Raw genomic sequence first — 23630 nt, forward strand, 5'->3', positions numbered from 1 at the left:
TGCTGTTGTAGCTCAGGGGTAGAGCACTTCCTTGGTAAGGAAGAGGTCAGGGGTTCAAATCCCCTCAATAGCTCGGAAGAATATTTAAAAATATTCTGAAATTTAAAGCTGCTGAAAACAGTCAGGTTTAAATGAAGATTTTGATCCTTGCATTTAGTTTTTTTGATTTTGAAGGGCTTGGTAAATGTAAGCTAAAAGGGATCAATCAATAGTGTTTAATAAATTCGTAATAACTTCAAATTTTAAGCGTACTTAGGACATGGCAAAAGAGACGTATGACCGCTCGAAACCCCACGTGAATATTGGTACTATCGGGCACGTTGACCACGGTAAAACTACTCTTACAGCGGCAATTACAACTGTATTGGCAAAAAAGGGTTTAGCAGTATTGCGTGATTTCTCATCAATTGATAATGCACCTGAAGAGAAAGAACGTGGTATCACAATTAATACATCGCACGTAGAATACGCAACAGCAAACCGTCACTATGCTCACGTTGACTGTCCAGGTCACGCGGATTATGTGAAGAACATGGTTACTGGTGCTGCTCAGATGGATGGAGCTATCATTGTAGTTGCTGCAACTGATGGACCTATGCCACAAACTCGCGAGCACATTCTTTTGGCTCGTCAGGTAGGTGTTCCTCAACTAGTAGTATTCATGAACAAAGTGGATATGGTTGATGATCCTGAACTACTTGAACTTGTTGAAATGGAAATCCGTGAGCTTCTTAGCTTCTACGATTATGATGGAGACAACATTCCAGTTATCCAAGGTTCTGCTTTGGGTGGATTGAATGGTGAAGACAAATGGGTTAAAACGATCGAAGAATTGATGGACGCTGTTGACAGCTACATTCCAATTCCTCCACGTATGACTGATCTTCCTTTCCTTATGCCTGTTGAAGACGTATTCTCGATCACTGGTCGTGGTACTGTAGCAACTGGCCGTATTGAAAGAGGAGTAATCAACTCAGGTGAAGCCGTTGATATTCTTGGTATGGGTGCAGAAGGTCTTAAATCAGTTGTGACTGGTGTTGAGATGTTCCGTAAAATCCTTGACCGTGGAGAAGCTGGTGATAACGTAGGTCTATTGCTTCGTGGTATTAACAAAGAGGATATCCGTCGTGGTATGGTTATTTGTAAGCCAGGTTCAGTTAAACCTCACGCATCTTTCAAAGGTGAAGTTTATGTACTTTCAAAAGAAGAAGGTGGACGTCACACTCCATTCTTTAACAAATACCGCCCTCAGTTCTACTTCCGTACTACGGACGTAACTGGAGAGATCACTCTTCCTGCTGGTGTTGAAATGGTTATGCCAGGTGACAACATCACAATTGAAGTGAAATTGATCAGCAAAATTGCTATGGAAAAAGGTCTTCGTTTCGCGATTCGTGAAGGTGGACGTACCGTAGGTGCAGGTCAGGTAACTGAAATTCTTGACTAAGTCGGGAAAGATTTAAAAACAAGTGCATTTCTGATGAAATGCACTTGTTTTTTATAAAAATAGTGTATCTTTGCAGCCCGAAACATTGGTTAGCACGGAATACGGGTGTAGTTCAAGGGTAGAATAGCGGTCTCCAAAACCGTTGATGGGAGTTCGAATCTCTCCACCCGTGCATAAGCAAAAAGCAAAAATGGATAAATTTACTTCGTTTCTAAAAGCATCTTGGGAAGAAATGACCGAGCATGTTACGTGGCCTCCCTTTAACGAGCTTCAGGCGAACACAACATTGGTGCTTGTTGGATCACTTATTTTTGCCTTTGTGGTAGGGATAATGGACTTTGTCTTTGAAAACGCACTCAGACTGTTTTATCAGTCTTTCTAAGGTATTTTTTTTAGCGACACCCCCTGAATGGTATGAGTGGATTAAATTGGTTTGTATTGCGTGCTGTGTCAGGACAAGAGAAAAAGATCAAGTCCTATATTGAAAATGAAATAACACGGCAGAAACTCACAGAATTCGTTCCGCAGATTCTTATTCCTTCTGAGAAGATATATGAAATGCGTAATGGAAAGAAGCGGGTTAGGGAAAAGAACTTTTTCCCGGGATACATTATCATTTCCGCCGATCTGTCAAAAGGTGAGGTTTTGCACATTATAACAAGTATTCCAGGAGTAATCGGATTTCTGGGAAATGCTCAGGGAAATTCCAAAGTACCGGTGCCGCTGCGTCAGGCAGAAATTAACCGGATTTTAGGAAGAGTAGACGAAGCTGAACACCACGAAGAAGCACCGAACATGTCGTTCATGAAAGGTGAAACTGTTAAAGTGGTAGATGGTCCTTTTAGTGGATTCATCGGTTTGGTGGAAGAAGTATTTGATGAGAAGAAAAAACTCAATGTAGTTGTAAAAATATTCGGGCGTAATACACCCGTTGAATTAAGTTACGCACAAGTAGAAAAGGATAATTGATTGAAAGAACGGGCAGGGTAAGCTTCCACTTGCATGTAAGCCGTTTAATTAATCAGTGAACCGCACAAATTCCAAAACAATGGCAAAAGAAATAGGTGGATACGTCAAACTACAGGTAAAAGGTGGCTCAGCCAACCCTTCACCTCCAATCGGGCCGGCATTAGGTTCGAAAGGTTTGAATATCATGGAGTTTTGTAAGCAATTCAATGGCCGTACTCAGGATAAACCTGGTGTGGTATTGCCGGTAGTTATTACGTACTACAAGGATAAGTCTTTTGACTTCGTCATTAAGACTCCCCCGGCCGCAAATCTTCTTCTGGAAGCATCAAAAGTAAAAGTTGGTTCGGCTCAGCCAAACCGTCTTAAAGTTGGTTCAGTTACTTGGGATCAGGTTCGTACGATCGCTGAGACTAAAATGCCTGATCTAAACTGCTTTACAATTGATTCTGCTATGAAAATGATCGCGGGAACGGCTCGTAGTATGGGTATTACCGTAGCTGGCAAAGCCCCGTGGGAAGAAAACAACTAAGCGTAGTTTAATTACGCTAAAGAAACAAAGAACATGGGAAAATTGACCAAAAAGCAAAAAGACGCTCTTTCGAAATACGACGCAACCCAGGCTTATACCTTGGAACAAGCTGCGGAGGTCCTGAAGACGATTTCTTATACTAAATTTGATTCATCTGTTGATATTGACGTTCGTTTGGGCGTTGATCCTCGTAAAGCTGATCAAATGGTACGTGGCGTGGTAACATTGCCACACGGAACCGGAAAGGATGTTCGTGTATTGGTTTTGTGTACGCCTGATAAGGAAGCCGAAGCGAAAGAAGCAGGAGCAGATTTCGTTGGTCTTGACGAGTTTATCACAAAGATAGAACAAGGCTGGACTGACATCGACGTGATTATCACAATGCCTAGTGTAATGGCAAAAGTTGGTAAGTTAGGTAAAGTATTGGGTCCTCGTGGTCTGATGCCAAACCCTAAATCAGGTACAGTTACACCAGATGTAGCTAAAGCTGTGAAAGAAGTTAAAGCAGGTAAAATTGATTTCAAGGTTGACAAATCAGGAATCATTCACGCCAGCGTAGGAAAGGTTTCTTTTGGACCAGACCAACTTGCACAGAATGCGACTGAGGTTATTAACACCTTGATCCGCCTTAAGCCTTCGTCGGCAAAGGGTACTTACGTAAAAAGCATTCACTTGTCGTCTACGATGAGCCCGGGTGTGACTATTGACAAAAACACGATTCCAGGATTATAATATGACACGGGAAGAGAAAGCAGTAATTATTGACGAGCTAAGTCAGAAATTCTCGAACACGCCATACTTCTATATCACCAGTGCTGCAGGAATGACTGTAAGTGAGGTTAACGTACTTAGAGGCCTGTGCTTCGAGCGCGGTATCGAGTATCGTGTTGTAAAGAATACTCTGATTAGAAAAGCATTAGAAACACTAGATACGGATTATTCTTCTTTCGACACAGTTTTGAAAGGTTTTTCCGGAGTAATGTTTCACCCGGAGTCAGGTAAAGTTCCTGCACAGCTGATTAAAGAATTCAAGAAAAAAGCAGGTAGTGACAAGCTTAAATTTAAAGGAGCTTCTGTTGATTCATCTGTTTTTGTTGGTGAAAGCCAGCTTGACGTTCTGATCGCTCTTAAATCTAAACAAGAGATGGTTGGAGAGATTATCGGTCTGTTGCAATCTCCTGCCAAAAACGTTATCTCGGCTCTTTCGAGCGGTGGCAACAAATTGGCTGGTATTCTTAAGACTTTATCTGAGAAAGAAGACTAATTTATTGAATATCTGCCCGGTTGAGCTCAGCGGGTCAGAGATAATATTGAGCTCAAAAATTCATCTATTTGTATAATCACAAAATCAAAAATAAAAATGGCAGATTTGAAAGCTTTCGCGGAACAGCTTGTTAACCTTACGGTTAAAGAAGTGAACGAATTGGCTGCAATTCTTAAAGACGAATATGGTATCGAACCAGCAGCTGCAGGTGCAGTTATGGTTGCAGGTCCAGCTGGTGGCGGTGACGCTCCGGTAGTTGAAGAGAAAACGTCTTTTGATGTAATTTTGAAAGCAGCAGGTGCTAGTAAACTAGCTGTTGTGAAATTGGTTAAAGACCTTACAGGTCTTGGACTTAAAGAAGCAAAAGAACTTGTTGACGGTGCACCGAAACCAGTTAAAGAAGGAGTTGCTAAGGACGAAGCAGAAGCTTTGAAAAAACAACTTGAAGAAGCTGGTGCTGAAGTTGAAGTGAAGTAATTTGCTTTATACCAATCATCAATAAAATCTTGGGAACAAGGCCTGACATTCGTCAGGTCTTTTCCTATTTTGCATGTAGACCAAACAAATTTTACTTCTTGTCGTTTGGTATGTATGGCCGGGAATAAATTTTATTTCTGGTAAATCTAATTCTCCTTCCGGATAATTGGTCTGAAACACTTCTTTACTCGTAGAAAAGAAGAACAGGGGCCGTTATTCTTTTTTTCCTACGAGGCAAACGATTAAGGTTTTAAACTAATTAGTACGATTGCGTGTTGTAACTTGTTACACGTCGCTTTGTTTTCGTTCTACTAACCCAAATCAGACATAGCCTTGGCTACAATTAAAGCAACTCCCAGAATTAATTTCTCCAGGATCAATCAAATCATTGATTATCCGGATCTGTTGGGAATCCAGGTACAATCATTCCGGGATTTCTTCAGTCTTGATACATCAGTAGAAGATCGTTCTGACGAAGGATTGTACAAAGTTTTCGCTGAAAACTTTCCTATTGCCGATTCTCGCGACAACTTCGTGCTCGAATTTATCGATTATTTATTAGAGCCACCAAAGTATTCTGTTGATGAATCTATTGATCGTGGATTGACTTATGCAGTTCCACTAAAAGCAAAATTACGTTTGATATGTAATGATGCTGATCATGAAGAATTTGAAACCATTGAACAAGAGGTATTTTTAGGAAATATCCCTTACATGACGGACCGAGGTTCGTTTGTGATCAATGGTGCTGAACGTGTTATTGTTTCTCAGTTACACCGTTCGCCGGGTGTGTTCTTCTCAATGAGCAAGCACACAAACGGTTCTAAATTATATTCTGCACGTATTATTCCGTTTAAGGGTTCATGGATTGAATTCTCAACTGACGTGAATAATGTCATGTATGCATATATTGACCGTAAGAAGAAATTCCCGGTTACTACGCTATTAAGAGCCATCGGTTTTGGTTCTGACAAGGATATTCTTGATCTCTTCGGACTTTCTGAGGAAATCGGAGCGACACCTACAAACTTGAAAAAAGCTGTTGGCCGTCGTTTGGCTGCGAGAGTTCTTCGCACCTGGACAGAAGATTTCGTGGATGAAGATACCGGTGAGGTAGTTTCTATCCAGCGTAACGAAGTATTGTTAGAGCGTGATTCAACAATCACTCCTGAGGATATCGAAGTTATTGTGGAATCTGGCCAGAAGTCAGTGATCCTTCACAAAGAAGACATGAATGTTGCGGATTATAATATCATTTATAATACGCTGCAAAAAGATAGCTCAAACTCTGATAAAGAGGCTGTTGAGCAAATTTACCGCCAGCTTCGTAACGCAGAGGCACCAGATGAACAAACTGCCAGAGATGTAATCCAAAGTTTGTTCTTCAGTGATAAACGTTATGACCTTGGAGATGTTGGTCGTTATCGTATCAACAAAAAACTGGGTTCTGATACAAGTCTTGACGTTCGCGTTCTGACAACAGGTGATATCGTTTCAATCGTCAAGTATTTGATCGGTTTGATCAATGCGAAAGCAGTTGTCGATGATATTGACCACTTGTCAAACCGTCGTGTTCGTACTGTTGGTGAACAGCTTTACGCACAGTTCGGTGTAGGTTTGGCTCGTATGGCCCGTACCATAAAAGAACGTATGAACGTACGTGATAACGAAGATTTCAAGCCTGTTGATTTGATCAACGCGCGTACGCTTTCTTCTGTTATCAACTCTTTCTTTGGTACCAACCAGTTATCACAGTTCATGGATCAAACAAATCCATTGGCTGAGATTACTCACAAAAGACGTATGTCTGCGCTTGGACCTGGTGGTCTTTCTCGTGAAAGAGCAGGTTTCGAGGTTCGTGACGTTCACTACACCCACTACGGTCGTCTGTGTACAATCGAAACTCCGGAAGGACCGAACATTGGTTTGATATCATCTCTTTGCGTATTTGCCAAAGTTAACGGAATGGGTTTCATCGAAACTCCATACCGCGTAATCGATGGTTCAGGTAAATTGACGAACGAGCTTATATACATGACTGCCGAAGAAGAAGATTCCAAATACATCGCGCAGGCTAACGCCTCAGTTGATGGAGAAGGAAACTTTACGGTAGACAAAATCAAGACGCGTTTTGAAGGTGACTTCCCGATGGTTGATCCTTCTCAGGCTTCTTATATGGACGTTGCCGCTAACCAGATTGTATCGGTAGCAGCTTCTCTTATTCCTTTCCTCGAACACGATGATGCCAACCGTGCCTTGATGGGATCTAACATGCAGCGTCAGGGTGTTCCATTGTTGCGCCCACAAGCGCCAATCGTTGGAACGGGCCTTGAAAAACGTGTTGCGATGGATTCACGTGCATTGGTAGTAGCTGAGGGTGACGGTGTGATTGAGTATGTGGATGCAACTAAAATTGTTGTTCGCTACGAAAGAACAGATGAAGAGCGTCTTGTTAGCTTTATCGAAGACAGCGTATCTTACGATCTTGTTAAATTCCGTCGTACCAATCAGGATACTTGCTTAAATCTTCAACCAATGGTTCTTAAAGGCCAGAAAGTTTCAAAAGGTGAAGCATTATGCCAGGGATATGGTACAGAAGGTGGAGAACTTGCTTTGGGTCGTAACCTTTTGGTTGCGTTCATGCCTTGGCAGGGATACAACTTTGAGGATGCGATTGTAATCTCGGAGAAAGTAGTTCGTGATGATATCTTTACTTCTATTCACATTGAAGAATTTGAATTGGAAGTTCGTGATACGAAACGTGGAGAAGAAGAACTTACTGCTGAAATTCCTAACGTAAGTGAGGAAACTGTTAAAAACCTTGATGAAAACGGTATCGTACAAGTTGGTACTGAAGTAAAAGAAGGAGATATTTTGATTGGTAAGATCACTCCAAAAGGTGAGTCAGATCCAACTCCGGAAGAAAAACTTCTTCGTGCGATCTTTGGTGACAAAGCTGGTGATGTGAAGGATGCTTCGAAAAAAGCACCACCATCTATGAAAGGTGTTGTTATTGATACTAAACTTTTCTCTCGTCCTACGAAAGAAGAGCGTGCTAAGCACAAAGACGAGTTGAAGTTACTTATGAAGAAATATGGCCGTGACTTGACAGCACTTCGCGGACGTATTATTGAGAAATTGGTTTCTTTGACTGATGGTAAAACAAGTCAGGGCGTTAAGCATAAATTTGGTGATGAGTTGATCAGCAAAGGAATGAAATTCAACGTGAGAAATATCTCTGAGAATTTGTTCCCAGCAAACAACCCATACCGTGATGAAAGCCAGTATGCAGTGGTTGAGGAAGTAAACTTAATCGGTGACGTATTAACTGATTCATGGACTGAGGATGCGCATACAAACCGTCAGGTTTCTCTTGCATTGAAGAATTATCTTAACGCTCGCAGCGAGTTGATGGGCCGTTTCAAACGTGACCGTTTCGCTCTTGAAGTTGGAGATGAACTTCCTGCCGGTATCGTGAAACTTGCGAAAGTATATATCGCTAAGAAACGTAAATTGAAAGTAGGGGATAAAATGGCGGGTCGTCACGGTAACAAAGGGGTAGTTGCCCGTATCGTACGTGATGAAGATATGCCTTTCCTTGAAGACGGAACGCCAATGAACATCGTGTTGAACCCACTTGGGGTACCTTCTCGTATGAACATCGGTCAGATTTACGAAACAATTCTTGCATGGGCAGGTCTTAAACTTGGTCGTCGCTATGCTACTCCGATCTTCGATGGAGCTACGGAAGCAGAAGTTGCGGCTGAATTGAAAGAAGCTGGTTTGCCGGATTGGGGACGTACTTATCTATACAACGGACTTAGCGGAGAACGTTTTGACCAGCCAGTTACAGTTGGACTTATGTACATGATGAAACTGGGTCACTTGGTTGACGATAAAATGCACGCACGTTCGATTGGACCATACTCGCTTATTACACAACAGCCATTGGGTGGTAAGGCTCAGTTTGGGGGTCAGCGTTTTGGAGAAATGGAAGTGTGGGCACTTGAAGCATTCGGTGCATCTCACATTCTTCAGGAAATCCTTACCGTGAAATCGGATGATGTAGTGGGTCGTGCCAAAGCATACGAAGCTATCGTAAAAGGTGAAAACCTTCCGAAACCTAATATTCCGGAGTCATTCAATGTACTTGTTCACGAGCTTCGTGGATTGGCATTGGAAATTACGCTGGACTAATTTTTAGTCGTAAGCAGAGCGTCAGTAATGTCGCTCTGCTTAGAAATGCAATACAAATTGAGTTTCGACTAACAGACAAACGACTCTTTAATTATGTCTTTCAAAAAGAACAAAAAACTAAATAGTGATTTTTCCAGAATGACAATCAGTCTGGCATCACCTGAATCGATACTGGAAAGTTCATTCGGTGAAGTAACCCAGCCTGAAACTATCAACTACCGGACTTATAAGCCGGAAATGGGTGGTTTGTTCTGTGAGCGTATTTTCGGTCCTGTGAAGGACTGGGAATGTCATTGTGGAAAATACAAACGTATCCGTTATAAAGGTATCATCTGCGACCGTTGCGGTGTAGAAGTTACTGAGAAAAAGGTACGTCGTGAGCGTATGGGACACATTGAACTTGTGGTTCCTGTTGCACACATCTGGTACTTCCGTAGCTTACCGAACAAAATCGGTTATTTGCTGGGATTGTCTACCAAAAAACTGGATCAGATCATTTACTACGAGCGATATGCCGTAGTTCAGGCGGGTGTTAAAGAAGAAGATGGCGTTAGCTACCTTGACTTCCTTACAGAAGACGAATATCTTGACATCGTTGACAAACTTCCTCGTGAAAACCAATTGCTTCCTGACACGGATCCAAATAAGTTTATCGCGAAGATGGGTGCTGATGCGCTGGAAATGCTTTTGAACCGTATCAAACTGGATGAGCTTTCATACGAACTTCGTCACCAGGCTGCAACAGATACTTCTCAGCAACGTAAAGCGGAAGCGCTTAAACGTCTGAAAGTTGTTGAAGCTTTCCGTGATGCAAATACTCGTGTTGAAAACCGCCCGGAATGGATGGTGATCAAAATGGTTCCGGTAATTCCACCAGAACTTCGTCCGCTTGTACCTCTTGATGGTGGTCGTTTTGCGACTTCTGACTTAAATGACTTGTATCGCCGCGTTATCATTCGTAACAATCGTCTGAAACGTTTGATCGAGATCAAAGCGCCTGAGGTAATCTTACGTAACGAAAAACGTATGTTGCAGGAAGCGGTTGATTCGCTTTTTGATAACAGCCGTAAAGTGAACGCAGTACGTTCTGAAGGGAACCGTGCTTTGAAATCACTTTCTGATATGCTTAAAGGTAAGCAAGGACGTTTCCGTCAAAACTTACTCGGAAAGCGTGTCGATTATTCTGGTCGTTCTGTAATTGTTGTAGGACCGGAATTGAAACTGCATGAGTGTGGTTTGCCGAAAGATATGGCTGCTGAATTATTCAAGCCGTTTATCATTCGCAAGCTTATCGAGCGCGGAATTGTTAAAACTGTAAAATCAGCTAAGAAAATCGTAGATCGTAAGGATCCTGTGATTTGGGATATTTTGGAAAACGTTTTGAAAGGACACCCTGTTCTTCTAAACCGTGCTCCAACGCTTCACCGTTTAGGTATCCAGGCGTTCCAACCTAAGTTGATCGAAGGAAAAGCGATCCAGTTGCACCCATTGGTGTGTACTGCATTCAACGCTGACTTTGACGGTGACCAGATGGCCGTTCACGTGCCATTGGGTCAGGAAGCCGTTTTGGAAGCTTCGATGTTGATGCTTTCTTCTCATAACATCCTTAACCCTGCGAATGGTGCACCGATTACGGTACCCTCACAAGACATGGTTTTGGGTCTGTATTATGTAACAAAAGGTCGTGTAAGTACTCCTGAGTATCCAATTATTGGTGAAGGAATGATTTTCTACGGTCCTGATGAAGTTATCATCGCGATCAACGAAGGCAAACTTTCTAAGCATGCCAATATCAAATGCCGTCTGCGTGTACGTAACGATGACGGAACCTTTGAAATTAAATTAGTCGACACAGTTGCCGGCCGTATCCTGTTCAACCAGGCGGTTCCAGCTGAGGTAGGTTATATTAATGAATTGCTTACCAAGAAAAAATTACAGCAGATCATCGGTTTGGTATTCAAACTTGCAGGTGTTGCCCGTACGGCGCAATTCCTGGATGAGATCAAAGAACTCGGTTTCCAAATGGCCTTTAAAGGTGGTTTGTCAATGGGGCTTAATGATGTAATGGTACCAGACGAAAAAGTAAAACTGATCGAGCAGGCGAAAATAGACGTTGAAAACGTCTGGAGTAACTACTTGATGGGTCTTATCACTGAAAACGAACGTTACAACCAGGTTATCGACATCTGGACACGTGTGAACTCACGTATCACAGAAACGTTGATGAAGCAATTGGAAACAGATCAGGGTGGATTTAACTCCATCTATATGATGATGCACTCCGGTGCACGTGGTTCCCGTGAACAAATTCGTCAGCTGGGTGGAATGAGGGGTCTTATGGCCAAGCCTCAGAAAAACATGGCTGGTGGAGCAGGTGAAATTATTGAAAACCCAATTCTTTCTAACTTTAAAGAAGGTCTTGACGTTTTGGAATACTTTATCTCAACGCACGGTGCGCGTAAAGGTCTTGCGGATACAGCCTTGAAAACAGCGGATGCAGGTTACCTGACCCGTCGTTTACATGATGTTGCGCAGGATGTTGTAGTAGTTGAAAACGACTGTGGTTCGCTTCGTGGTATTGCAATCTCTGCTTTGAAAGACAACGAAGATATCGTTGAACCACTTTCTGAGCGTATTTTGGGCCGTGTTAGTGTACATGATGTTTTTGATCCTTTGTCAGGAGAAATTATCCTTACATCTGGTCAGGAAATCACAGAAGAGATTGCTAACTACATTGATGAAACTAGTATCGAAAGCGTAGAAATCCGCTCTGTACTTACTTGCGAAACGCGTAATGGTGTTTGTGCGAAATGTTACGGACGTTCTCTTGCTTCGGCTTACATGGTTAACATCGGTGAAGCTGTGGGTGTAATTGCATCGCAGTCAATTGGTGAGCCAGGTACGCAGCTTACACTTCGTACTTTCCACGTGGGTGGTACGGCATCCAACATTTCTGTTGATGCCAACATCAAAGCGAAGTTTGACGGAACAATTCAGTTTGAAGAACTTCGTCTGGTTGATTCTGTAAATAATGACGGAGATCCGATTACAGTGGTAATGGGCCGTTCAGGTGAGGTAAAAATCGTTAACCTTGAAACTGGTCAGTTGCTAATCTCTAATAACGTTCCTTACGGTGCTCAGCTTCTTGTAAAAGATGGCGACAAGGTAACGAAAGGACAGGAGCTTTGTACTTGGGATCCATATCACGCAGTTATCCTTTCTGAATTCACTGGTGTTGTTTCTTTCGACGCTATTGAAGAAGGAATTACTTACCGTGAAGAATTTGATGAGCAAACAGGTTTCCAGGAATCAGTTATTATTGAAACACGTGATAAAACCAAAAACCCGGCTATCGTGGTGAAAGGGAAGAGCACGTTGTTGAAAGATCAGGGTGAAAAAGGTTATAACCTTCCGGTTGGAGCTCGTTTGGTTGTGAAGGCTGGTGCGAATATCAAAGCTGGTCAGCCTTTGGCAAAAATCCCACGTGTGGTTGGAAAAACCCGCGATATTACGGGAGGTCTGCCGCGTGTAACGGAATTATTCGAAGCACGTAACCCATCAAACCCCGCAACAGTTTCTGAAATTGACGGTGTAGTTGCTTATGGTGGTGTTAAACGTGGTAACCGTGAGATTCATATCGAATCAAGAGATGGTACACAACGCCGCTATATGGTTGCTCTTTCGAAACACATTCTTGTACAGGATGGTGACTTCGTGAAAGCAGGTGATCCGTTATCGGATGGAGCGATCACACCAGCTGATATCTTGTCTATCAAAGGGCCAACAGCAGTTCAGGAATATCTTGTGAATGAAATTCAGGAGGTATATCGTCTGCAAGGTGTGAAGATCAATGACAAGCATATCGAGTGTATCGTACGCCAGATGATGCAGAAAGTTGAAATCCTTGATGCAGGTGATACTAACTTCCTGGAAATGCAAGCGGTTGACCGAGTTGTGTTCCGTGAAGAAAATGATAAGATTCTTGACATGAAAGTGGTTGAGGAAGCTGGTAGCTCCGAAACACTGAAACCAGGTATGATTATCTCTGTACGCCGTCTGCGTGATGAGAATTCAAGCTTAAAACGTCGTGACCTTAAATTGGTGACTGCTCGTGATGCACAGGCAGCTGTGGCGAAACCTACTTTGATGGGTATCACACAAGCTTCGTTAGGTACTGAGAGTTTTGTTTCTGCGGCTTCGTTCCAGGAAACAACCAAAGTATTGTCTGAGGCTGCTGTACGTGGAAAACGTGACGAACTGAAAGGTCTGAAAGAAAACGTGATCGTTGGTCATTTGATCCCGGCCGGTACAGGTATGCGTAAATACATAGACATCCTTGTTGGTTCGAAAGAAGAATATGATGCCTTAGCTGAATCCCGCGAAAAACAATCACGTAAAAAACGTGAATTAGTTTAGTCGGAATTTTAATAGAATAAAAGAGTCGGTTCTGTGCAAGCGGAACCGACTCTTTGTTTTTAGATACATATTATTTTAGTAATTTCCACCTTTGAAACCTGTGAAAATCATAAGTAATTATCCAGCACCTGAATAACTACCGAAAACTTGACGATGGAAGATAACAACAAAGAAACCGAGCAGCAGATCAATGTAGAACTTTCGGAAGATATGGCCGAGGGTGTATATTCTAATCTTGCCATGATCGCTCATTCAAACAGCGAATTTATACTGGACTTTATTCGTCTGATGCCGGGAGTACCTCGTGCAAAAGTGAAGGCGCGAATAATCATCACCCCTGAGCATGCCAAGCGTTTGGTTGCTGCACTGAACGACAATATTGAAAAATACGAGGATCAATATGGTCCGATCCAAAGCAATCACGACGCTGATCCGTCCTTCAACTTTCCAATCAGTTTCGGAGGACCGGGCGGAGAAGCCTGATAAGTAAATAATTTTTTGTTTAAATCCTGCTGCTCGAATACTTTGGCGGCAGGATTTCTTGTTATAATGCGGTTGATTCAGCCATTTCAATTCAATAATTATTTTTTATCCCAACAAAGAAGAAATGGTTTTAGCCTTTTTGCGGATATTGCAGTAGAATTGTAAAACACCTTTTATGAATACCCGTAACACGCATTTTCTTTTTATTCTATTAATAAGCCTTGCTGTATTTTCTTGTAAGCAAGAGAAGAAAACGGAGAGAAATCCGGAAACTGAACAAAAACCAGCAACAGCAGTATTGGCCAGAACAAGATTCACTATCGGCGATTCCATAGCAATCGGATTTTCCCAGCCTGTTTCTCAAATTGAAGTAAAATGGAATGGTGTGTTGGTTCCTGATACCAAATTAGTTTCTGATTCTGTTTTCGTAAGTGCAGTCTCTGAAAAAACCGGGTGGAAGCAACTGATTGTGAGTGGTACTACGAAAAGCAAAGAAACATTTGCTGACACTTTATCCGTAGAACTCTTGTCAGACATCACACCCAAAGAGCTTACTTACTCCGTGTTATCTTCATACCCACACCAGAAAACAAGTTTTACAGAAGGACTTGAATTTTATAAAGGTGAATTGTATGAAAGTACCGGTGAGAATGGAAAATCCCTTTTACTAAAAATCGATTTAAAAACAGGAGCTACGCTGAAATCAGTGCCGCTTACCGATCAGTATTTCGGAGAAGGTTTGACCATTTTTAAAGATAAAATTTATCAGCTCACCTGGACGACCGGTGTAGGTTTTAGATATAATATGGATTTTACACTGGATAAAACTTTCACATATTACACCCAGGGCTGGGGGATGACGCATACCGATTCCAGTATCATCATGGGAGATGGTTCTAACAAACTATATTACTTCGACGCAGAGTTTAAAAAAACAGGCGAGTTGGAAGTTTATGACGACAAAGGTCCGGTTTTGAAAATAAATGAATTGGAATATGTCGACGGTTATGTTTTCGCTAATATCTGGGAAACTGACAAAATAATTCAGATTGATCTTTCCTCCGGAAAAGTTGTTGGCAGTATGGACATGAAGAAAATAATTCCGGCCGAAGTTGATCAGACCGGATCCAGTGTTTTAAACGGAATCGCTTTTCAGGCCTTGGAAAATGCTTTTTATATAACAGGAAAAAACTGGCCGACTTTGTTTAAAATTAAAGTGTCTGGTGCCGCAAAAAAGTCCCAAAAAACAATAGCTTCAAAATAATAATTGTGGGGTTAATTCATGATAGCCGGCTTCTAATTTTCCTGTTCGAAATAGGTTGACAAAATCATGTGCGCGACGCGTTGGCTCAGGCAACCGATAACTGCCTGAACAATGCTGCATGATATCCAGACTGTCCTGCAAATCCATTTTATTGCCTGGGGAAACAAAAACCGGATTTGTCTTAAATTTGGATCGGAAGGCATAACCGATTATTTCGTCCTTCGTCATGATGGGAGAAAAATCCCCTTTTTGAAGTCCTGGTTCCTGCCATTTTCCGAACAAAATATTTTTAGCGCAGCCCATCGTTGTAGCTCCCGTTATTGCCCCGAAGTGAGCGGCAATTCCCATTTTCCTGGGATGGGCGATACCATGGCCGTCAACCATAATTACATCAGGTTTTACCGGCATTTGATCAAATGCTTGCACCAAAGCTGGGACCTCCCGAAATGCCAAAAATCCGGGAATGTACGGAAAACGTGTTTTGCTCTCTACCATCGAGTATGCAATGGGCTGTAAATCCGGATAACTTAGTACAACAATTCCTGCAAAAATTACTTCACTAAACCTGTTTAAAGAAATATCAGCGCCGGCAATGGTCTGAATTGGTTTCGTTAAAGGTTCGATAATTATTCTTTCTCTAAGTTCCGATTGTATTGCTTTGGCTTCTGCCAGATTAAGTTCATCGTAATTTAAATCGTCCTCTTCCATCATGCTGTCATTTAGGATGCATGAATTACAAAACTCATTCCACATCTCTATCTGACAAGTTACCAGTTCCCGGCGATTGAACATATTACGAAATTAACCTGCGATCGTCTGTCTTATATTAAAATAAATTGCTTCCTTAGCCGACCAATCAATCCTAACCCGAATGAAAATTCTTTCAATAATATTTTTAATATCAATTACGCTGATCGGAAACGTAGTTGCTCAGAAGCTAAATCCGGGGCCAGTAGTCACTTATCGGAACCCGGTTATTTCCGGTGATTTTGCAGACCCGTCCGTGATACGTGTGGGAGATACCTATTATGCAGTCGGCACTTCGTCAGAATGGGGACCGGCATATCCCATTTATAGTTCCAAAAATCTGGTTGACTGGGAATACGTTGGCCCTGTCTTTGCTGAATTACCAGAATGGACGATGGGCAGTTTCTGGGCGCCGGAATTGTTTTATCGTAACGGTACTTTCTTCGTCTATTATACCGCCCGCCGCAAATCAGACAGACAGTCTTTTATCGGCGTCGCAACTACAAAAAATTTAAAACAGGGTTTCAACGATCAGGGTGTCATTATTGAGTGGACGAAAGAAGCTATCGATGCTTTTATCGTAGAAGATAAAGGGAAATTATTTATTACCTGGAAAGCATACGGGCTGGATAAGGACAGAGGTATAGAAATTCTTGGTGCTGAGCTATCACCTGATGGTTTGAAAGTTATTGGCAAAGAGTTTAGTTTGATAAAAGCAGATCCTGCCGGATGGGAATCGGGTGGGGCAGAGGGGCAGGCAATTTTTAAAAGGGGGAATTTCTGGTATATGCTTTATTCGGGAAACGCTTGCTGTGGTGATAAATGTGACTATCAGGTCGGCTTTGCCAGAGCAGAGAAATTGCAGGGCCCTTGGACAAAATATTCGGGAAATCCCGTTCTGTTCGGCGACGATACCTGGAAATGTCCCGGGCACGGAACCGTCGTTGTAACGCCGGATAACCGTTATTTTTATTTACATCATGCTTACAATGGTGTAGATTTTACTTTTTCAGGCAGACAAGGAATTCTTAGCGAGCTTATTTGGGACGAAGCCTCAAAATGGCCTGCTTTTCGTTACGGAAAAACGCCGCCGGCACAAGCAGAAGCTCCTATCGGAACGAGTGCTGTAATCAATTCCAATCTGCTCATCAATTATGATAAGGATACGCTGAAGGCTCCGTGGGTTTATGATGTCAGTTTTCCAAAACCAGAATATACAGTGCAGAACGGATCACTTCAGATTGAAAACAATAACCACACAAACACGGGAAATTTTCTTGGATTAACGGTCAAAAAGGGCAATTTCACTTTTTCGGCAGAGGTGATTTCTAAAAATGATCTGACTCAGAATATTATCATATATGGAGATGCGAATAATGCCGTCGGTTATGGCGTTCGGAAGGATCATGTTGAACTTTGGCAGATTAAAGACGGTGTGGTTGAAGTGATCAATAAACAGGAAATTCCTGAAAAATATAAAGACATCAAGCTGAAATTAAAAACACGTTACGGCAGTTTATACGAATTTAGCTGGGATGTGAAAGGACAGAAAATTGATTCTCTGACCAATTCTGTAAAAATAGAAGCGCCGTGGTTGCCCCGTTGGGACAGAGCGCCTCGTGTGGGAATTAATGTTGCAGGAAACAAGGCGGGCAAAGGTGAGATCAAAGCCGTTCAAATGAAGTATGATTAAGGCTGATGAGTTTTTGCATCTTTCCCAACTCCATTACGCTATAAGTAACTATCCCTGAGGTTAGTCATAATTATTCAAGTTGACGCACGAATACCGAAAATTAATTGTTTTACTAACAAGATTGTATTTAATAAATATTTTGGAACAAATGTTCCGGATAGTAATTTTGCATCATGGCACGTAAGAAAGAGTTTGATCCGGAAGAAAGGATGGAAAAGGCGCGTGATCTTTTTTGGCAGAAAGGTTATAACGCAACTTCCATGGAGGACCTCGTACAGACTATGGGGCTGAACCGGGGTAGTATATATGACACGTATGGCGATAAACACAGCCTTTATTTGCAATGCCTGGGAAACTATGCGGCTGAAAAATTAAGAGAGCATAAGGAAGCCGCTTTGGGAACTTCTCCCATGGAAAAGGTGGAAAATATGATCCTAAGCGTCGTAGAAGCTACTGTTAATACAGGGAAATGTTGTATGGCAGTGAACTCAACATTTGAGCTGGCTACGGTGGATCAGAGTGTTCATTCCATTATTAATAACAATTGGAAAGATATTGTTGAATTTTTTGAACAGCTTCTCACGGATGCCAAAGAAGTTGGCGAGATATCAGCAGACAAAGATCCACGATTATTGGCTGAGTTTATAGCGGCCAATTTTACAGGATTATGGCAAACATACATATTATCGAAGGACAAAAAGCAGGTCGAGAAATTGGCTCAATTTTTGATAGATATGATTAAAAACTAGAATTTTCGGAGTTAAAAGTCTAAAATTACAAGCTTGATAATCGTATAAGTTGTAGAGAATAAATAGTTAATAAATTGTGACCAGCAGATCTTTTGAACGTACAATAATTTAGGGTATTATATGTTATTACAGCATAGTAAGATTCTCCTAAATTGTCGCACAATTTGTCAAACAACAAACTAACATTTTACTGTTGGCCTGCTTTTTGAGTTAACTGTGCTCTACTTAAAAAAGATTTGATATGAAAAAGAGGCTGCGCAAAAAAGCTTACCAAAAATGGGTGAAGTGGTGGGTTGAAAATTCCGAAAAGTTCAATAATGAGATTATTGATTATCATCCAATAATTCTTCTATCCTGAAATAGGTCGAGAATAATGAGAGGAAGCCGGCATTTGTGGTTTCCTTTTTTCGTTTGTGGGGATGAAAATTAAGATGAAAACGACTAGTGATATTTTTCTCTATTGTTATTAATTGTCAAATATTCCCTAAGCTAGTATATTTGGAACATGTCAAAAATGATTACAGAAGATCTCAGAGCGATCATGATCCAGAATGCTCTTGAAGTTCAAAACGAACTTGGCAAAGATCATGCTCCGGTAGTAAAATTATATTCACAATATGGTAAAGCGATCTGGCTTTTATCAGAACTTGATGCGACCAACAACATCGCATTTGGCCTTTGCGATTTGGGCCAGGGGCTAACTGAATTAAGTTACGTTTCGATCGAACATCTTGAAAGTATCAAACATGCAAGGCTGAAAGTGCCGATGGTGGAAATGGATACGAATTTTGTGCCCCAATATCCCATGAGCGTTTATGCGGAAGCTGCTAAAATGGTTAAAAGAATAACGGAGGATGAAGAGATTTTGAAACGCGCTGTAAAGGTTATTGCAGAACGGGAATTCAGTTAAACTTACACCACTTTACGGCCGTATCTGAACTCAGGGTTCTTGTGCGGCCTTTTACCAGTCATACCAATTTTATTTTGGGATTGGTCTAAACTTACTACTCCTTCACCTGTCAACTGGATACCTGAATCCAGATATCTTACCGAATAAATTATTCTGACTTCAAGACTGAATTGCGAGTTTTCTCGTAAATTTAAAATGTAGAAACCCGTTGGGTGAAATAGAATTAAGGAAGAAAGTTAAACACATATTGGGTTAAGATACTGAAATTCAGTATCTTAAAGTCGCCAAACAAACCCCAATATGTATGTCAAAAATAGCAAAAAATTATTATAAAATCCTGGAAACAATTGAATTACTAAATATCGATTGTAGAGTAAAGAAAGCTGGTCGTAAACCTAAGATGTCTGATAACCAAGTTGTTGCTTTAAGTTTGACAGCTGAATTTATGAGCATAGATAGCGAGAATCTCTTATTTCAAATGATACCAGAAGACGGGATTTCCAATATTTTAGAGAGAAGCCAATTTAACAAACGTCGCCGAAAATTATTTGCCTATACCGAATTGATCAGAACGAAATTAAATCAAAGTTTCATTGAATTTGAGGACTACTTTGTAGTTGACTCAATGCCATTGGAAATATGTAAAATGGCTAGACATAAAAGGGCCAAAATCTGTAAAGAATCTTTTGAGACAGCTCCCGAAAAAGGCTTTTGTGCGTCTCAAAACACATGGTTTTATGGCTATAAGCTCCATGGAATCTGTACGATGTCTGGTGTTTTTCATTCTATTGATATTAGCAAGGCAAATGTTCATGATATTGCTTATCTAAAAGATGTTAAATCACAACTATCTGATTCTGTTTTACTTGGAGACAAAGGCTACATATCCAATGAACAACAACTAGATCTGTTTCATAATGTCAATGTCCGACTGGAAACGCCGATGAGAAGCAATCAAAAGAAATATAAAAAACAAGCATATGTTTTTAGAAGAACCAGAAAAAGAATAGAAACGCTATTCTCTCAACTATGTGATCAATTCATGATTAGGAGAAATTATGCGAAAAGTTTTGATGGATTTAGGACAAGAATCCTTGCAAAAATTACTTCTCTTACTTTGATTCAATACCTTAACAAATTTGTATTTAAAAGGAATATAAACAACATCAAAATTCAAATCACATAATTTCACCCAACAGGTTGTAGAAATAATTCGATGTAATTATTCTATTTACTCACGTTAAGCGTATGCATACACCCTCATCATGAAGTCGATATTTCTTAAAACGATCGTTATACTTTTTTTGTATATCAATGCGCACGCCCAAACTGTCGAGCACGCTTATCGTTTTGTAAATAATCTTAAAGTCGCCGAACCCACTTGCGCTCCCGATCTTATTCCAACGAAAGCTATTGGCACTTGTACTACTTCTAATAATCCGGGGGGCTTCGTTGATGATGAATTATCTTGTGGCTTGCAGCGAAGGGTTTACCATAATAATCAGAATTTCGGTTTGATGTATCCAAATACAGATGGCATAATTGGCGATGATTATACCATTCAGCTGTATGTAAAAAATACGAAATGGGGAGGCGGCAGAACAAGGATTATCGATTTTTCAAATGGTCAGAAAGATGAGGGGATTTACTTTACTAGTAATAGTGGAGCAGACAGACGATGTATTGAATTTGATGTTACCGGAAGTGTTGGCCCCTGTCCATATTTTAAAGAAAACACCTATTATCTGCTCACCTTAACACGTGAAAGTGCAACTGACATTGTGACTTTATACGCCGAAGGAATCCTGTTTGCCAGTTATAAAGACGTTGACAAAAAATATGTGGGTAAGGCAGGAATACCAATCAGTTTTTATAAAGATGATGGTGTGGTGCCCTGTGAGTCTGGTGAAGCCAATTTTGCGTTTTTGTCTGTTAGAAATAAATACCTGAAAGAAGCGGAAGTCAGACAAGAATTTACAGACATCTGTTTTATTTCCTCCATAAATCAGGCTGCCGATTTTCTGGTTGATCCTAATCCATTGTGTGGAGTTGGTAATGTTAAAGTTGCGTATACGGGTAATTTACCATCCGATACGGAATACGATTTTCAATGGACTTTCGACGGTGCCACCGTTCTGAGTGGTTCAGGAAGGGGCCCATATCTGATCCATTGGAATATTGTGGGCAAGAAATTTGTTGGGCTGACAGTTACAAATAGTACATGCGGAAATAAAATTATAAATATAAAAAACATTACCACAGCAGTTTTGCCAACGATTTCCCTGGAAATTATTCCTGAAGAATGTAAAGGTCAGTCTGTGATGACGGTTTTGGCCACGAATGGTGCTGAGCCGTATGTATATTCTCTGGATTCTGTGACTTTCCAATCATCGGCGATCTTTAATTTACCAGCAGGTAATTACAGGGTTTTTGCAAAAGATGATAATGGCTGCGTTAAGGATACGTCCGTTGTCATTAAGGTAAATGGAAATCTTTCACTTAAAAGTATTCCCGATACGACCATATGTGTTGGCCAGGAAATTCAACTTGCTACGACGGGCGATGCGATATCGTATGCCTGGAGCCCGGAAATTGGGCTTGATAACCCAGCAAGTAAAGATCCACATGCTTCGCCTGCTCAGACAATGGATTATATCATAACAGCGGTCAGGGAAAACTGTGTTTTAAAAGATACAGTACAAATAGAAGTGATTCAGCAGATTGAATTAGAAGTTTCTCCAAACGCCATGATTCCACCCAATGTCGCATACCAGCTCAAGGCCTCGTCTGACCAGTTGGTTGGAATATCGAATGGAAGTTATTTGTGGAGTCCGCCTGCCGGGCTTGACAACGCTGCTATTCCGAATCCAACCGCAACCATTAATTCCAGTCAGACTTATGTCGTTACAGTTACTACACCCCAGGGATGTAGCGGAGCAGGTACAGTTAAATTGACGATAATACCTCCCACCTGGATAAACCTGCCCGATGTTTTTACTCCCAACGGAGACAATGAAAACGAATTATTAAGGCCGGTTTTTAACAACATTTCTTCGCTTAACTATCTAAAAATATTCAATCGCTGGGGAGAAGTTATTTATTTTTCGAAAGAGCTTAGCGAAGGTTGGGATGGAAGTTTGAAAGGTATTAAGTTGGATAATGGTAGTTATGTATGGAAAATGGAGGCGGTGACCGATGATGGAGAAGTGCTTAACAGAAGTGGCACAGTTTTACTGATTCGGTAGTTTGAAGTTGTTTGTCATTGTTGTCAAACTTTTGGTATCATCACAGATTGACGGATAGCGGAAATAAATTTTCCCGCTAGGGCATAAAAAAAGTCTCTGAAAATTCAGAGACTTTTTTGTCGGGGAGACAGGATTCGAACCTGCGACCCTCTGGTCCCAAACCAGATGCGCTACCGGGCTGCGCCACTCCCCGAATCAAGAATTTTTCTTTTCAGTAAAAAGCACTTATCAATAGTGATAAGTGCTTTTTTTGTGGACTTGTAGGGATTCGAACCCCAAACCTCCTCATCCGTAGTGAGGTGCTCTATCCAATTGAGCTACAAATCCATTCCTTGAATTGGACTGCAAAGGTAGAAGATGACTTCGGCTTATGCAAGTATCGGGGTAAATAATTTTGAAATATTTTTAAACTACTTACTATCTACACTGATAATCAGGTTTTTTCTTTTGTAAAAAAGAAGAAATTCCTTCGGCTGCATCCCGGGTTTTGTATAGCATATCCTGATTCTCCATTTCCATATTTAGAATTTCAGACAGATTCGACTCGAAAGATCGGTTTAGAACTCTTTTCATAGCACCGATCGCCAGGGTAGGAGCATTGCGGTAATAAGAAACTGCTTCTTCCACTGCTTCGTCCAATTTATCTCTTGGAACTGATTTGTTGATTAACCCAATCTGAACGGCTTCCGGTGCGAAAACTTTTCTACCAGTTGACGCCAGTTCAAAGGCTCTTGCCATACCGACCAATCTTGGTAAAAAGAAGGAAGCCCCAGCATCCGGCATCAGACCTATGTGCACAAACATCTGGCTTAGATAGGCGTCGTCACTGGAAATAATCATATCGCAGGCCAAAGCGAGCGAGCAGCCAGCGCCAACTGCCAGGCCATTTAATTTGCAAATCACTGGTTTTGGAATATTTCTCAGTGCTTCGATCATCGGGTTATATCCATCGCGAAGCATTTCGCCAGCGGTTTTTCCAGATTCCATCGCAGTTTTCAAATCAGCCCCAGAACAAAATGCCTTATCTCCTTCACCGGTCAAAACAATCACGCGAACCGTCGGATCTGCTTCTGCCTCGCGAACTGCCTCGGTAATTTCTCTGATCAGATCAAGGCTTAGAGCATTATGAACCGCCGGCCTGTTCAGTGATATTCTGACAACGCCGTCGTTACAATCAAAAAGGAGGTTCTGGTACATGGCAAATCAGTTTGAGATGAATAATTCTTATGTGGCGGTCGGT

At 41.3% G+C, this 23630-nt stretch carries 18 protein-coding genes and 4 tRNA genes; 18 read left to right on the plus strand and 4 right to left on the minus strand.

The annotated features are described in order from the left end of the window. Position 1 precedes the first annotated feature (1 nt). From L0657_RS15430 to L0657_RS15490, 13 genes are all read left to right on the plus strand, one after another. Positions 2 to 73, plus strand: a tRNA-Thr gene (locus tag L0657_RS15430). A 186-nt stretch (positions 74 to 259) separates the two neighbouring features. Beyond that, positions 260 to 1447: an elongation factor Tu gene (gene tuf, locus L0657_RS15435; RefSeq protein WP_235151687.1), complete on the plus strand. Its 1188-nt coding sequence runs from the start codon at positions 260 to 262 to the stop codon at positions 1445 to 1447. 101 nt (positions 1448 to 1548) lie between these two features. Next, positions 1549 to 1619 (plus strand) — tRNA-Trp (locus L0657_RS15440). Between the two features lie 18 nt (positions 1620 to 1637). Further along, a complete protein-coding gene (gene secE, locus L0657_RS15445; RefSeq protein ID WP_090340809.1) occupies positions 1638 to 1829 on the plus strand; it encodes a preprotein translocase subunit SecE in 192 nt (63 codons plus the stop codon). A gap of 32 nt (positions 1830 to 1861) precedes the next feature. Then, complete coding sequence (nusG, locus tag L0657_RS15450) at positions 1862 to 2416, plus strand: transcription termination/antitermination protein NusG (RefSeq protein ID WP_159469231.1); 555 nt, start codon at positions 1862 to 1864, stop codon at positions 2414 to 2416. 79 nt (positions 2417 to 2495) lie between these two features. Next, positions 2496 to 2945: a 50S ribosomal protein L11 gene (gene rplK / locus L0657_RS15455; RefSeq protein WP_090339956.1), complete on the plus strand. Its 450-nt coding sequence runs from the start codon at positions 2496 to 2498 to the stop codon at positions 2943 to 2945. Positions 2946 to 2978: 33 nt separating this feature from the next. Continuing rightward, on the plus strand, positions 2979 to 3677 hold the full coding sequence (gene rplA / locus L0657_RS15460) for a 50S ribosomal protein L1 (RefSeq protein WP_235151688.1): 699 nt from the start codon (positions 2979 to 2981) through the stop codon (positions 3675 to 3677). A 1-nt stretch (position 3678) separates the two neighbouring features. Next, a complete protein-coding gene (gene rplJ / locus L0657_RS15465) occupies positions 3679 to 4209 on the plus strand; it encodes a 50S ribosomal protein L10 (protein ID WP_235151689.1) in 531 nt (176 codons plus the stop codon). 96 nt (positions 4210 to 4305) lie between these two features. Continuing rightward, on the plus strand, positions 4306 to 4686 hold the full coding sequence (rplL, locus tag L0657_RS15470; protein WP_235151690.1) for a 50S ribosomal protein L7/L12: 381 nt from the start codon (positions 4306 to 4308) through the stop codon (positions 4684 to 4686). A gap of 333 nt (positions 4687 to 5019) precedes the next feature. Next, the gene (rpoB, locus tag L0657_RS15475; RefSeq protein WP_235151691.1) at positions 5020 to 8883 is read left to right on the plus strand and encodes a DNA-directed RNA polymerase subunit beta; all 3864 of its coding nucleotides are present in this window, start codon (positions 5020 to 5022) and stop codon (positions 8881 to 8883) included. A 93-nt stretch (positions 8884 to 8976) separates the two neighbouring features. Then, the gene (rpoC, locus tag L0657_RS15480) at positions 8977 to 13299 is read left to right on the plus strand and encodes a DNA-directed RNA polymerase subunit beta' (protein WP_235151692.1); all 4323 of its coding nucleotides are present in this window, start codon (positions 8977 to 8979) and stop codon (positions 13297 to 13299) included. 153 nt (positions 13300 to 13452) lie between these two features. Beyond that, positions 13453 to 13782, plus strand: a complete 330-nt coding sequence (locus L0657_RS15485) for a DUF3467 domain-containing protein (RefSeq protein ID WP_235151693.1) — start codon at positions 13453 to 13455, stop codon at positions 13780 to 13782. Positions 13783 to 13957: 175 nt separating this feature from the next. Next, positions 13958 to 15046, plus strand: coding sequence for a glutaminyl-peptide cyclotransferase (locus L0657_RS15490; RefSeq protein WP_235151694.1), 1089 nt, complete (start codon positions 13958 to 13960; stop codon positions 15044 to 15046). Here L0657_RS15490 and nfi read toward each other — a convergent pair. Then, positions 15038 to 15838: a deoxyribonuclease V gene (gene nfi / locus L0657_RS15495; RefSeq protein WP_235151695.1), complete on the minus strand. Its 801-nt coding sequence runs from the start codon at positions 15836 to 15838 to the stop codon at positions 15038 to 15040. The genes L0657_RS15490 and nfi overlap by 9 nt on opposite strands. 79 nt (positions 15839 to 15917) lie before the next feature. Here nfi and L0657_RS15500 point away from each other — a divergent pair, with 79 nt between their 5' ends. The 5 genes from L0657_RS15500 (at position 15918) to L0657_RS15520 (ending at position 22390) form a co-directional block, all read left to right on the plus strand. After that, positions 15918 to 17486, plus strand: a complete 1569-nt coding sequence (locus L0657_RS15500; RefSeq protein WP_235151696.1) for a glycoside hydrolase family 43 protein — start codon at positions 15918 to 15920, stop codon at positions 17484 to 17486. A 173-nt stretch (positions 17487 to 17659) separates the two neighbouring features. After that, positions 17660 to 18235, plus strand: coding sequence for a TetR/AcrR family transcriptional regulator (locus tag L0657_RS15505; RefSeq protein WP_235151697.1), 576 nt, complete (start codon positions 17660 to 17662; stop codon positions 18233 to 18235). Positions 18236 to 18749: 514 nt separating this feature from the next. Continuing rightward, positions 18750 to 19145, plus strand: coding sequence for a DUF2958 domain-containing protein (locus tag L0657_RS15510; RefSeq protein ID WP_235151698.1), 396 nt, complete (start codon positions 18750 to 18752; stop codon positions 19143 to 19145). A 400-nt stretch (positions 19146 to 19545) separates the two neighbouring features. Further along, the gene (locus tag L0657_RS15515; protein WP_235151987.1) at positions 19546 to 20331 is read left to right on the plus strand and encodes an IS982 family transposase; all 786 of its coding nucleotides are present in this window, start codon (positions 19546 to 19548) and stop codon (positions 20329 to 20331) included. A 79-nt stretch (positions 20332 to 20410) separates the two neighbouring features. Next, positions 20411 to 22390, plus strand: a complete 1980-nt coding sequence (locus L0657_RS15520; RefSeq protein WP_235151699.1) for a gliding motility-associated C-terminal domain-containing protein — start codon at positions 20411 to 20413, stop codon at positions 22388 to 22390. Positions 22391 to 22509: 119 nt separating this feature from the next. Here the strand turns inward: L0657_RS15520 and L0657_RS15525 are convergent. The 3 genes from L0657_RS15525 to L0657_RS15535 all read right to left on the minus strand — a co-directional run bounded on the left by L0657_RS15525 (position 22510) and on the right by L0657_RS15535 (position 23587). Beyond that, positions 22510 to 22583: transfer RNA gene (locus tag L0657_RS15525), tRNA-Pro, on the minus strand. A 60-nt stretch (positions 22584 to 22643) separates the two neighbouring features. Beyond that, positions 22644 to 22717 (minus strand) — tRNA-Arg (locus L0657_RS15530). A 90-nt stretch (positions 22718 to 22807) separates the two neighbouring features. Beyond that, positions 22808 to 23587: an enoyl-CoA hydratase/isomerase family protein gene (locus L0657_RS15535; protein WP_235151700.1), complete on the minus strand. Its 780-nt coding sequence runs from the start codon at positions 23585 to 23587 to the stop codon at positions 22808 to 22810. Between the last annotated feature and the right edge of the window lie 43 nt (positions 23588 to 23630).

It is taken from the genome of Dyadobacter sp. CY345, assembly GCF_021502725.1.
Taxonomy (GTDB): Bacteria; Bacteroidota; Bacteroidia; order Cytophagales; family Spirosomataceae; genus Dyadobacter.